This is a genomic window from Acinetobacter sp. YH12129 (assembly GCF_013418685.1).
Taxonomy (GTDB): domain Bacteria; phylum Pseudomonadota; class Gammaproteobacteria; order Pseudomonadales; family Moraxellaceae; genus Acinetobacter; species Acinetobacter amyesii.
Map to the genome: position 1 here is coordinate 140,461 of NZ_VPBP01000001.1, position 11,640 is coordinate 152,100.

At 41.3% G+C, this 11,640-nt stretch carries 13 protein-coding genes and 1 pseudogene; 9 read left to right on the forward strand and 5 right to left on the reverse strand.

Annotated elements, in window-relative coordinates:
• The first annotated feature begins 5 nt into the window (after positions 1-5).
• The 6 genes from FTU65_RS16435 to rplS all read left to right on the forward strand — a co-directional run bounded on the left by FTU65_RS16435 (position 6) and on the right by rplS (position 3,254).
• Complete coding sequence (locus tag FTU65_RS16435; protein WP_373683437.1) at positions 6-542, forward strand: type IV pilin protein; 537 nt, start codon at positions 6-8, stop codon at positions 540-542.
• Positions 536-994 (forward strand): type IV pilin protein, encoded by a 459-nt coding sequence (locus FTU65_RS00670; protein WP_180064839.1) that lies wholly within the window; start codon positions 536-538, stop codon positions 992-994. The genes FTU65_RS16435 and FTU65_RS00670 overlap by 7 nt, the downstream gene beginning before the upstream one ends.
• Before the next feature lie 143 nt (positions 995-1,137).
• Complete coding sequence (gene rpsP / locus FTU65_RS00675; protein WP_078189354.1) at positions 1,138-1,395, forward strand: 30S ribosomal protein S16; 258 nt, start codon at positions 1,138-1,140, stop codon at positions 1,393-1,395.
• 17 nt (positions 1,396-1,412) lie between these two features.
• Positions 1,413-1,961 (forward strand): ribosome maturation factor RimM, encoded by a 549-nt coding sequence (gene rimM, locus FTU65_RS00680; RefSeq protein ID WP_180011363.1) that lies wholly within the window; start codon positions 1,413-1,415, stop codon positions 1,959-1,961.
• A gap of 42 nt (positions 1,962-2,003) precedes the next feature.
• Complete coding sequence (trmD, locus tag FTU65_RS00685) at positions 2,004-2,744, forward strand: tRNA (guanosine(37)-N1)-methyltransferase TrmD (protein WP_180064838.1); 741 nt, start codon at positions 2,004-2,006, stop codon at positions 2,742-2,744.
• A gap of 138 nt (positions 2,745-2,882) precedes the next feature.
• Positions 2,883-3,254 (forward strand): 50S ribosomal protein L19, encoded by a 372-nt coding sequence (gene rplS / locus FTU65_RS00690; protein WP_078189351.1) that lies wholly within the window; start codon positions 2,883-2,885, stop codon positions 3,252-3,254.
• 63 nt (positions 3,255-3,317) lie between these two features.
• Here rplS and FTU65_RS00695 read toward each other — a convergent pair.
• The 5 genes and pseudogenes from FTU65_RS00695 to FTU65_RS00715 form a co-directional block, all read right to left on the reverse strand.
• Positions 3,318-4,239 (reverse strand): annotated as a pseudogene (locus tag FTU65_RS00695) (esterase/lipase family protein).
• A gap of 251 nt (positions 4,240-4,490) precedes the next feature.
• Entirely contained in the window at positions 4,491-5,456 is a 966-nt protein-coding gene (locus FTU65_RS00700; protein WP_180064837.1) for a triacylglycerol lipase, read from the reverse strand.
• A gap of 202 nt (positions 5,457-5,658) precedes the next feature.
• A complete protein-coding gene (locus FTU65_RS00705) occupies positions 5,659-6,669 on the reverse strand; it encodes a triacylglycerol lipase (protein ID WP_078192506.1) in 1,011 nt (336 codons plus the stop codon).
• A 367-nt stretch (positions 6,670-7,036) separates the two neighbouring features.
• Positions 7,037-8,017 (reverse strand): esterase/lipase family protein, encoded by a 981-nt coding sequence (locus FTU65_RS00710; protein ID WP_373683060.1) that lies wholly within the window; start codon positions 8,015-8,017, stop codon positions 7,037-7,039.
• 42 nt (positions 8,018-8,059) lie between these two features.
• Positions 8,060-9,088 (reverse strand): lipase secretion chaperone, encoded by a 1,029-nt coding sequence (locus FTU65_RS00715; protein WP_180004766.1) that lies wholly within the window; start codon positions 9,086-9,088, stop codon positions 8,060-8,062.
• A gap of 153 nt (positions 9,089-9,241) precedes the next feature.
• Here FTU65_RS00715 and truB point away from each other — a divergent pair, with 153 nt between their 5' ends.
• The 3 genes from truB to FTU65_RS00730 all read left to right on the forward strand — a co-directional run bounded on the left by truB (position 9,242) and on the right by FTU65_RS00730 (position 11,537).
• Entirely contained in the window at positions 9,242-10,150 is a 909-nt protein-coding gene (gene truB / locus FTU65_RS00720) for a tRNA pseudouridine(55) synthase TruB (RefSeq protein ID WP_180064836.1), read from the forward strand.
• Between the two features lie 26 nt (positions 10,151-10,176).
• Complete coding sequence (locus FTU65_RS00725; RefSeq protein ID WP_180021548.1) at positions 10,177-10,950, forward strand: TSUP family transporter; 774 nt, start codon at positions 10,177-10,179, stop codon at positions 10,948-10,950.
• Positions 10,951-11,075: 125 nt separating this feature from the next.
• Positions 11,076-11,537 carry a hemerythrin domain-containing protein gene (locus FTU65_RS00730; protein ID WP_168378156.1) on the forward strand — a complete coding sequence of 154 codons (462 nt, stop codon included), beginning with the start codon at positions 11,076-11,078 and terminating at the stop codon, positions 11,535-11,537.
• Positions 11,538-11,640 lie beyond the last annotated feature (103 nt).

An 11,640-nucleotide genomic window follows, 5' to 3' on the forward strand; every position in this document is an offset into this window, starting at 1 on the left:
AACACGTGAAGATAATTTTTAATCGTGGTTTTACATTAATAGAATTAATGGTTGTTATTATAATTATTTCTATTATTGCAGCTATAGCTTTTCCAAGTTATCAAGCCTACGTTCGTAGAGCAGCAGAGGCTGGTGTAACACAAGAGATGCTTAAAATTTCCACTCTTCTGGAAAAGCATAAGGCAAAAAATTTTACTTATAAATGCTTTGATTTACAGGATTACTATGGTGGTACAGTAGATAATTTAACGGCTATTAACTATCCAATTAATACTGTGGGTGCAGATGTGCAGTTCACATTAAACTTGGTTGATAATGGTGCAAATAATCAAGTTTTAGTTGATGCTTCCTGTAATGATCCTGATACTGATACGCTGGGTTTAGCTCAACACTGGGCGATTGTTGTAACGAAAAATTCGTCTAACTCACTTGTAAAAGATAAGAGTTTTAACTTTTTGCTTACGAGCGAAGGTAATAAGTGTAAAAATAAAGCAAATTTAGTTAGTCGTACGGGTTGTGGTGATGGAGCTGAGCAATGGTAAATCGTGGTTTTACGTTGGTCGAATTAATGATAGCTGTTGCTATTGTTGGCGTCTTAGCTGCTTTTGCATATCCTAGCTACCAAGAATATACACAAAAGACAAAAAGGGTTGCAGCTCAAGCAGAAATATTGGAAGTATCAAGAAACTTAATTAACTTTAAAGTTAATAATTACAGTCTTAATGGTGTGAGTATTGCTAATTTAAACGTTCCAAGTATCTTACCCCGTAATGGTCAGACACTTTATAATTTAGTCATTACTCCCTCTGAAAATGGAGTAATGACGGGCGATGCATGGGTTTTAACTGCGACACCAGTAGATGGGCAGCAACAATCGGGTAATGGACATCTGGTTTTAAACTCCCGAGGGGAGCGTTGTTGGACTAAAGGCTCTGACAAAAATTCTGGCACACCATGTATCCCATCAGCCACCTCTAACTGGGACGGCAAATAATCCAAATTCAAAACTGTGGATAAACAAAAAATGATCTTTCATTCAGGGCAAATATCACGTAAAATATTGCCCTCTATGAAAGGGGTTTGAGTTGTATCGATGGTCGGTACAAGGATAATCCGTAAAAACTATAAGGTTCTATCATGGTTGTTATTCGTCTTGCACGCGGTGGTGCTAAAAAACGTCCGTTCTATCAAATCATTGTGACTGATAGCCGTAATGCACGTGACGGTCGTTTCATCGAACGTATCGGTTTCTTCAACCCTACAGCTCAAGGTAAAGCAGAAAAACTTCGTTTAGATGCTGACCGTTTTGCTCACTGGGTTTCACAAGGTGCTCAACCTTCAGAACGTGTTGCTTCTTTAGCTGCTGAAGCTAAGAAAGCTGCAGCTACTGCTTAATTAGTAGTAGGTTACCCATGACACCAACACAGAATGTTCCCGAAGATCGTATTCAGATTGGACAGCTACGTTCAGCATATGGATTAAATGGGTGGCTCTGGGTCTATTCCAATACAGAACCTATGAGCAATATTTTTGACTACCTCCCTTGGTACATTGAGACCAAAGCAGGTTGGCAAACAGTAGATGTAAAACGTTGGAAACCACATGGCAAAGGCTTGGTTGTTTCGCTAAAAGGTGTGAGTGATCGTACCGCGGCAGATAACTTGGTTGGCGCAAATATCTGGATTTCTAAATCGCAACTGCCTCAAGCAGGCGTGGATGAGTTCTACTGGTCAGATTTGAAGGGCTTAACAGTGTTAGGTCTTGGAGAAGATGAACAAGAAGTCAACCTCGGTCAAATCCACGAATTGTTTGAAACAGGTGCTAACGACGTGATGGTAGTTCGCGCTACTGCTGACAGTGTCGATAGCGAAGAGCGAATGATTCCATGGCATAAAGATGTAGTACAGCGTGTTGATCTCGAAGCTGGTCGTATCTACGTAAATTGGGGCGTAGATTATTAATCCTTTAAGGATTGACGCAGCAGGAAAATAGAGGAGTCTGCGATGTTTTTTGCAGTCATTACGCTTTTTCCTGAAATGTTTGAAGCGATTACAGCCTACGGTATTAGCGGGCGCGCAGCAAAACGTGACATTGTGCAAGTTCATTGTATCAATCCACGCGAATTTGCTGAGGGCAACTACAAAAGAGTGGATGAACGTCCATTTGGTGGTGGTCCAGGTATGGTGATGATGGCTGAGCCATTAGCGAAAGCAATTCATCGTGCCAAACAGCTTGCCAAGCAAGCGGGTGCTGTTCATGTCCCTGTGGTGTATATGTCGCCGCAAGGAAAAACCTTAAATGAACCTTCGGTACAAGATTTCGTCAAATATGATGGATTGATTGTATTGTGTGGTCGTTATGAAGGTGTAGATGAGCGTTTGATCCAACAATATGTTGATCAGGAATGGTCAATAGGCGATTACGTTTTATCTGGTGGTGAACTCCCTGCGATGGTTTTATTGGATAGTGTGATTCGGAGACTTCCGGGTGCAATGTCTGATGAGCAATCACATGTGCAAGACTCATTTGTGGATGGTCTTTTAGATTGCCCACAATATACCAAGCCAGACCATTTTGAAGGTTTAGATGTTCCTGAAGTATTAAAATCGGGACATCATGCCAATATTGAGAAGTGGCGGTTTTTGCAGCGATATCAACGCACTTTAGAACGCCGACCTGAGTTGGTTGAAAAAGTTGAATTGACCAAGCAGCAAAAGAAATGGCTAAAAGATTCCAAGGTTTAATTTTTTAAATCTTATATTAGGCTCTTTATGCATTGAAGCGGTCAAGCATAAAGGGAAAGTCAATCGGGTCTATGCGCTTTAGCCTCTAGCCCCAGCGATGATTAGACCTCTTCTAACTCGCATAATCGGAGATACCCCATGAGCGGTAAACATCCTTTAGTACAAGCTGTTGAAAATGCACAGTTGAAACAAGACATCCCTGCTTTTGCTCCTGGTGACACAGTAGTTGTTCAAGTTAAAGTAAAAGAAGGTGAGCGTGAACGTCTTCAGGCATTTGAAGGTGTTGTAATTGCTAAGAAAAATCGTGGTTTGAACTCTGCGTTCACAGTACGTAAAATTTCTAGCGGTTTCGGTGTTGAGCGTGTATTCCAAACTCACTCACCAATCGTTGCTGGTATCGAAGTGAAACGTCGAGGTGACGTTCGTCGTGCTAAACTTTACTACCTACGTGAATTGTCTGGTAAAGCTGCACGTATTCGTGAAAAATTACCAGCTCGTAAAGCAAAATAATTTGTTTTACAACGCTGTAAAAAAATGCGCCTTTAGGCGCATTTTTTTATGCATGAAAGAAAGTTATAAAACTTCAAGTTTCAAACGGTTGGCATGTTGACGGTGGACTGAAACAGGGTCTGGTGCAAATAGTCCTTTCAAGCCCAATACTTGATTGACTTCATCGAAATGGTTCCACTTATAATTATCACGGACGGTTTTACCCAATTTACTGCTACATTGGCTCACTAAGCCGTCGTTCGGTTGTCCGCTAAATGCAATTGGCTCCATTGCAGTAAAGATCGTATCTGGATCAAGTAAGTTGGTGGTGTTAGATATACCTGTCCATGAATAGAAGCTAATGCCATTGGCAACACTTGAGCCATCAGCACATTTGGTTGCAGGCATACCGAGTGGAAATTTTGCGTTAAAGGCTTTCACACCCGGTTGAGACATACTGTAGATCGAAGCTTTAAAATTTGAAGGGAGGTTAGACTGCTGGGCGAAGTTAATCACTGGGGTCATTAAGGCATCCATAACAGTCGCTAATACGCCATTTAAAATCGGGACACTCTGTACTAAATCTGCCACAGGTGAACCGTCATTGGTTCCTGCGACCGTACTGACAGAGGCAACCAAATCAGGTCGTACACCCGCAATATATCGAGCCGTAGGGCCACCATGTGAGTGACCAATTAAATTCACTTTAGGTTTGCCAGTAATCGCAACCACTTGTTCAACTTGGTCTAACAGTTGTTCACCGCGAACTTCAATGGACTCCAACGGGGAGATTTGTGTAGCAAAGGCCGTAGCCTTATGGCTTGCTAAATCAGGGAGAACTTGATACCAATAATCTAGACCAAAAACGGCACCGCCTAAGCGATTAAAACCAAACATCCCGTGTACAAACACTAGGGGGGTATTTGGTTTCAGCATAATTGTCGATGACTTTTTTAGTGGTCGCTTGCTGTATACCCAATGCAGCATGCGTTTGGGTCACTGCCATACTTACAAGGAGCGTGGCACAGAGCAATTTTTCATTCCTTTCTTTTTGTTTTGGTTTTCAAACTTTGATTCAGTTTAGTTTGGAAATAGACAAAATTGCCTATCTGACAATTTTTATTGTCATTAAGGATTATAAAAAAGGAAAGAAAAATGTGAGAACTAATCGATAGAATGAAAGATATTTTGTATATTGATTAATGAAAATATCATTAAACCCTGAATTTACAGGGTTTAATGTATAGCTTTACTAAATTATAAACCTTGAAGTTTTAAACGATTGGCATGTTGACGATAAACATCGACAGGATCTGGTGCGAACAACGCTTTGAGACCAAGCACTTGGTTGACTTCATCTAAATGGTTCCAGTTGTAGTTATCACGAATGGTTTTACCAAATTTGGCACTACAGCGTGATACGAGGCCATCATTGTCTTTTCCGCCATCGATCAGTAATGCGGTCACTTTTAGGGCTGAGTCTAAATCTAAAATATTGGTGATTTGGCCAACGCCTGTAAATGAATAGTTGTAAATGCCTTTTTCCACGCTATTGCCATCAGCACAATTGGATTTAGGCAAGCCCAGAGGGAATGCGGCGTTATACTTTGCAGAACCCGCTAGCGTTAAACTTGAACCACCTGCCAATGCGTCATGAGGATAAGTCGTTGGATCTAGACCTTGCGCCCAAACAATGGCTTTAGAGACAAAATTCACAGCTCCGACTAAGGGTGCTTCGACAGCGGTGCCTTCAGCTTTTAAAATTAAGTCTGCTACAGGGGAGCCTTGATGAGGTCCTGCAACACTGGTTAATGAAGCCACCACATCTGGGCGCACACCGGCAACATAACGAATTGTTGGCCCACCATGGCTGTGTCCAATCAAATTCACCTTATCCGCACCTGTGAGTGCTTGGATTTCAAGAACTTGTTGTAGAAGCTGTTCGCCACGCACTTCGGTAGAGTTAAAAGGCGATACGCGAGTTGCCCAAACATTTGCACCATTTCGGGCAAGATCAGGAAGGATTTGATACCAATAGTCGAGTCCAAATGAGTCCGTACCAACGGTAATGAAACCACCCATACCATGGTTGAATACGATTGGATATTTGGTCTTTGCATAGCTGGAACTAGCTTTGGCAGTGACTTGGGTTGCTTGCGATGCAGATACATTACCGATGAATGTAGCTGCAATTAAACCTGCTAAAAATGATCCGTATTTCATGAGCGATCCTCAATGTATTATTGTTTTATGACAATATTTATTGTCATTTCTAATAAAGCAATAAAGACCACCTGTTGCAAATTGAAAGAGATTAACTGTGACGCTAAATGTAACAAAATAAAAGATCATGAATTTTCAGATTGATAAAAGCAAATAAGAGGGCCGAAGCCCCCTTATTGCATTTAAATTTCAATGATAAGAATTAAAGTCCTTGCAGTTTTAAACGGTTTGCATGTTGACGGTACAGCGCCACAGGATCTTGTGCAAATAGACCTGTTAAGCCGAACATCATATTGGCTAAATCGGTATGGTTAAGTTTGTAACTGTCATTAATGACTTTACCGATATAAGCACTACAACGTGCAACCATACCGTCATTGTCTTTATTGCCGTAAGACAATGGTCCGAGTTGCATCAGGATCGTATCGATATCAAGTAGATTCGTGGTTTGTGCAACACCGGTCCATGAATAGTACTGAATGCCTTTGCTGTCGACTTGCTTTAAGTTTTTGCTGCAATTTTCTGAAGATGCCAAAACACCGTCAGCTACAGCAGATTTTGCAACCGTACTGTTAAATGCAGCAGAACCTGTTTGTGATAATGATTTCATAGAAGCATCGAAATCAATTTCAAGCTCAGGTTTTGCCTGACCTAAAGCAATCAGTGGGCCGACAATATAGTCACCTAAAATATTAAAGGCAGTGCGAGAAAGTGAGTTGCCTTGAATATCATCCGCTACTTTAGAGCCGTGATAGGTTCCTGCAACACCTGTAATAGACGCAATGTACTGTGGTTTTGTTTGAGCAACATACAATACAGTTGGGCCGCCATGAGAGTGACCGATTAAGTTAAGTTTTGGCTTCCCTGTAATAGCCAAAACATCTTCAACTTGTGCAATTAACTGCTCGCCACGATGTGCTGTGGTATTTGCAGGAGATAATTGCGCTGCGAATACGGTTGAGCCATTTCGTGCCATATCTGGCAAGATTTGGTACCAATAATCTAGTCCGATGGTGTCGGTGCCGATACGTGACCAACCGAGCCAACCATGCACCATTAAAATTGGATATTTGGTTTTTGCGTAGTCAGATTTTGCCGTTTCCTTCACCTGAAGGACGCTAGGCGCAGCTTGAGTGCTTGCCGATATACTCATCGCTAAGCCTGCAACTGCAGCTACAGAGGCCATCTTGGCCGTGTTTACTAAAGATCGCATAAATGTTCCTTGATCTGATGTTGTTTTTATTACTTTTTAATAATGAAAATACTCTCTGTTTTTAAGCAACATCTTTGTGATTGGCCAAGCCATATCTTTGATTTTAGAGAGTTTGAATAGACAAAGATGCCTTGTCATTTTTTCATGCTCGGTTTGAAATTCCATGTCATTTTAGGACATGGACGGCATTGAGGTGACAAGTATATTTATATACATTCGTCTTTTATTTTTGCTATTTATTTTAGTTGTTATCATTTAATAACTTATTGAATTAAATTGTTTAATGCGTACAAATAAAAAAATTGTAAACAAAAAAGGACGTCCAAAGACGTCCTGTTCAGTGCTGAAAGGGAGCCAACTTTTGAAGTTACAGTCCCTGTAATTTTAAACGATTGGCATGTTGGCGGTAGAGCGCAACTGGGTCAGGTGAAAATAGGCTGCGTAGACCAAAGACCATATTCACTTCATCTAAGTGGTTGTGATTGTAGTCATCACGGATTACTTGTCCGATGTGGGTGCTACAGCGTCCAACCAAACCGTCATTGTCACGATTTCCATAGGCCAAAGGGGCAAGCTGACTAATCACTGTATCTAGTACATCTAATACATTCGTGGTTTGTGCTGTACCTGTCCATGAGTAGTAATACACGCCATTGTCGACTTTGGCACCCGACTGATTACAGTTCGCAGCCAGTGCTGCGGTTGGAAATTTTGCATTAAATTCAGCAGAACCTTTTTCACTGATCGCGGTAAGTGATGCATCAACACTGTTGGGTAGACTCGAGTTGCCTTCAGCCCAAGTAATAATCGGTGCTAAGAGTTGATCGCCAAGGACCCCAAAGACTGAGTTAATAGTTTTATTCGCTTGGATTTTATCTGCGACTAGAGAGCCACGATAAGTGCCTGCAACCCCAGTCACCGAAGCCACATATTCAGGTTTGATCGCTGCAATGTAGCGAGTTGTCGGTCCACCATGTGAATGACCAATGAGGTTCACTTTGGGTTGGCCGGTCAGAGCAAGAACTTCTTCGACTTGAGAGAGCAATTGCTCACCACGGACTTCTGTCGACTCTAGCGGAGAAACTTGGGCAGCAAAGGTATTGGCCCCATTACGAGCTAAATCTGGCAAAATTTGATAAAAATAATCCATGCCAAAGCTGTCAAAACCAATGCGAGTAAACCCGAACATACCATGGGTAAACACAATCGGATATTTGGTCTTGGCATAGTTTGCCGAGCTGTTGGCGGTGACATGTTGGAGTCCTGGCGCCGCTTGGGATTGTGTGCTGGAGATCACTGCTGATGCAGCGATGATTGCGCATAAAAGAGCTTGTGGTTTTTTCATCATTTCATCCTGAAATTGAAGTTGTTTTTAAATTGTTGTTTGCAGTTATTCTGCGAAAGGTAATTTTCCACCTTGATCATGCACAGATTCAAAGGTACTGACGCGGAGCTGATCTTCCTTCGATTTAAAATGTTGATTACGGAGTTGCTGCACCGCTTGTTGTTTCGCACTGTCACTCATATTGCTTTTCACAATGCTGTCACGCTCTGTGAGGTATTGATTTACGCTAGATTTCCAAGAGCTGCGCTGGCTGTCTAGATTTTCAAGGCGCTGAGTAGCTTCTGGACCCACTAAATTTAACCGCATTTGATGGATTTCTTCGCTTGAACCACCACGGGCTTTAATGTCTGCTGTGAGCTTGCGTAAATCTTCAAGTTTATTGATTTGTTCCAGATTTTCTTTCCAATCTTCTGGGAGTTCATCAAACAGGGCTTTTAGTTTTTTGGCTTTTTCTGATTCAGACAGTTTTTTGTCATTTACTACTTCCATCCGTTTCAGCGTGTATTCGTGATAAGTATTTTCCTTGCCAAATAAACCTTCAATTTCATAATCAGAAAAGAACTGTTTTCTTAAATTTTGTGTGCTGCTGTAGATCGAGCGATAATATTGTGGTGATTCTTTGTCGTCGCTTGGTGGCTGTAAATGACCTAACTGTTCACGATATTTCATATAACGATCCCACAAATCATAAATTTGGGACAGCGCAGGTTCTTTATGACCTTGTGCAATGTAGGCTTTAAAATCCTTTTTAATTTGATCTATCGACTTTTCACCATACTGAGTAATGAAATATTCAAAGCAATTCCGTGTTTGTTCATTCACGATCAAACGGTTTGAACCATCCATACTGATTTGACAGTTAACTTCCGTGTCTTGTTGACTTGGACTGAGCAGCGAAGAACCGCTTGTTGCTTGAGCCGTAGCGGTTTCGCCCTGAGCTAAAGGCGTATTTTGTTGTTGAATCGATTGATCTGAAGGATCATTTTGTGATGCTTTTGGCGCAAGCCAATATATGAATGCAGCAACTGCGATAACGACCAAGGCAATGATGAGCCAAAGTTTATTTTTTTGCATATCCCAATGCACCTTTATTCCGTTTTTAATTGTTTTAGAGTTCTAAATGCGAACTCAATATGACATAAAATGCAGATAAAAACATAGAAGAGTTGTAAACGTTAGATGTGGGTTGTTACCATTGCGCTGTTCCTGTATTAGCCAAATTTTGACATGAAAAAAGCCTCTCCTAAGATCCAACGTCGTCCTGTACATGGTGTATTTCTTTTGAATAAGCCATTAGGTATTAGCTCGAATGCAGCCTTACAGAAGGTGCGTTGGTTGTTTCGTGCACAAAAAGCAGGACATACTGGTGCGCTTGATCCGCTGGCTTCAGGTTTATTGCCGATTTGTTTGGGTGAAGCAACAAAGTTTTCGCATTTTTTATTGGATTCGACTAAACGTTATAAAACCACCGTCTTTTTAGGACACAGTACCACGACGGGTGATGTGGAAGGTGAAATACTATTAGAGCAAGCTGTTCCAACATTGACTGAAGAAAATATTCAAAATGTCTTGGCGCAATTTGTAGGGGATATTCAACAAATTCCACCGATGTATTCTGCGCTGAAAAAAGAAGGTCGCCCGCTGTACGAGTTGGCGCGTAAAGGCATAGAAATAGAGCGTGAAGCACGTCCAATTTCGATTTATGCCATCGAGTTATTATCATTTAATGAGAATAGTATTACACTCGACATCACCTGTTCCAAAGGCACGTATATTCGTGTTTTAGGCGAAGATATTGCCAAAGCATTGGGTACTTTTGGACATTTGACCTATCTACACCGTACGCAAACTGGGCATTTTGATCTCAATCCAACTTACACTATTGAATATTTAGAGAGTCTGACCGAAGCTGAGCGTGAAGCATTATTGCTGCCGGTGTATTCACCTGTCGATCATTTCTGCAAAGTGCAAGCGCCGGAAGGTCGAGCTGAATATTTTAGTCGTGGAATGGAAAGTAATATTGAGCATGCTGCGGAAGCGCAGGTTTTGGTATTTGATGGGGAACGTTGCTTAGGTCTAGCGGAAATTACCGATCGTAAGCGCTTAGTACCAAAACGTGTATTAAATCTTGAATAGTCATCAACAGCCACTGAAGCCAAATTATGGAAATTGAAATTATTTTAAGCCTCTTATTTTTTGCATTTTTTGCCGGTGCAATTGATGCAGCAGTGGGGGGCGGAGGATTAATTCAAATTCCAGCCATTATGAATGCCATGCCGCACTTATCTCCGGCGACGGTGTTTGGCACCAATAAGTTGTCTTCGATCTTTGGTACGGCTTCAGCGTCCTATTCCTTTTTACGCCAAGTCAAACTCCGTTGGAAATTACTTGCGGTCATTGCGAGCTGTGCATTTGTTGCTTCTTTTGTGGGCGCAGCCTGTGTATCAATGATTCCTAAAGAAGTCTTACGTCCTTTTGTTTTGGTCATGTTGATCGTGATTGCGATCTATACCTTTGCCAAAAAACAATTTGGTCAGGTGCATGTACGCCAAGAACTGACCCCTAAAATCCTCGGTCTTGCCGCTCTGGGTAGTCTGGTGATTGGCTTTTATGACGGCATCTTTGGGCCTGGGACGGGCAGTTTTTTTATCTTCTTTTTTATTCGTTATCTACAAGCCGACTTTTTGCATGCCTCTGCTTTGTCTAAAGTGGCCAACTTAACCACCAATTTGGCTGCACTGAGTTTTTTTGCGCCCACAGGCCATGTGTTATTTGCTATAGGCTTAATGATGGCTGTGGCGAATATATTAGGCTCGATCGTTGGTGTACGTGCAGCGATTAAATACGGCAGTGGCTTTATTCGAATTCTATTTTTGATTTTGGTGAGTATTTTGATTGTACGGTTGGGTTATCAAACCTTTACAGGACAAGCTTAAAACAAAACTTAACAGAGCTGCGCTGTATTCTGATGCGGATATGTTTAGTATAAAAATGAAGCACTTTATTTTGCTGAATTAAAAAAATACTCAGCTATCGCTAAGCATCAGAGGGCATCATCAGAATGAATATTTTTGAAGCTTTACGTCAAAGTCATGAACAACAAAGAGCGCTTGCAGAACAATTAGTACAAACTTCTGGTGATAGTCCAGAACGTCGGGATTTGTTTGACCGACTTAAAAATGAATTATTCGCGCATGCTGTCGGGGAAGACCGATATTTTTATATTCCTTTAATGATGACCGATTCGGGGCTGAATATTACCCGTCATGCCTTGGCTGAACATCATGAAATGGACGAACTTTTAGAGCAGTTGACTGAGACTGAATTTAGCAATCCGGGCTGGCTGGCCATTGCCAAAAAACTTTCAGAAACTGTGCATCATCATTTACAGGAAGAGGAACACGGTTTCTTTCAACAAGCCGGTAAAATATTGGATGATAAGCAAAAAGAAGCTTTGGCTAAACAATACTTAGCCGAGTATAAAAAATATAAAAAAGCAGATAAAGACAGCCTGACTGGTTAAGTCCTTTATAGAAGCTAGACTTTTTCGAACCTTGTATTTAAAAGCCTTGTATTTAAAAGCTTAGATGTAGGAGTTCTTAGACAAGGTGTTGAAAAATGGCGGC

What these genes read in the sequence shown, in the direction of transcription:
- FTU65_RS00670 (WP_180064839.1), top strand. Translation starts at nt 536, where the DNA reads ATGGTAAATCGTGGTTTTACGTTGGTCGAATTAATGATAGCTGTTGCT.
- rpsP (WP_078189354.1), top strand. Translation starts at nt 1,138, where the DNA reads ATGGTTGTTATTCGTCTTGCACGCGGTGGTGCTAAAAAACGTCCGTTC.
- rimM (WP_180011363.1), top strand. Translation starts at nt 1,413, where the DNA reads ATGACACCAACACAGAATGTTCCCGAAGATCGTATTCAGATTGGACAG.
- trmD (WP_180064838.1), top strand. Translation starts at nt 2,004, where the DNA reads ATGTTTTTTGCAGTCATTACGCTTTTTCCTGAAATGTTTGAAGCGATT.
- rplS (WP_078189351.1), top strand. Translation starts at nt 2,883, where the DNA reads ATGAGCGGTAAACATCCTTTAGTACAAGCTGTTGAAAATGCACAGTTG.
- FTU65_RS00700 (WP_180064837.1), bottom strand. Translation starts at nt 5,456, where the DNA reads ATGAAATACGGATCATTTTTAGCAGGTTTAATTGCAGCTACATTCATC.
- FTU65_RS00705 (WP_078192506.1), bottom strand. Translation starts at nt 6,669, where the DNA reads ATGCGATCTTTAGTAAACACGGCCAAGATGGCCTCTGTAGCTGCAGTT.
- FTU65_RS00710 (WP_373683060.1), bottom strand. Translation starts at nt 8,017, where the DNA reads ATGATGAAAAAACCACAAGCTCTTTTATGCGCAATCATCGCTGCATCA.
- FTU65_RS00715 (WP_180004766.1), bottom strand. Translation starts at nt 9,088, where the DNA reads ATGCAAAAAAATAAACTTTGGCTCATCATTGCCTTGGTCGTTATCGCA.
- truB (WP_180064836.1), top strand. Translation starts at nt 9,242, where the DNA reads ATGAAAAAAGCCTCTCCTAAGATCCAACGTCGTCCTGTACATGGTGTA.
- FTU65_RS00725 (WP_180021548.1), top strand. Translation starts at nt 10,177, where the DNA reads ATGGAAATTGAAATTATTTTAAGCCTCTTATTTTTTGCATTTTTTGCC.
- FTU65_RS00730 (WP_168378156.1), top strand. Translation starts at nt 11,076, where the DNA reads ATGAATATTTTTGAAGCTTTACGTCAAAGTCATGAACAACAAAGAGCG.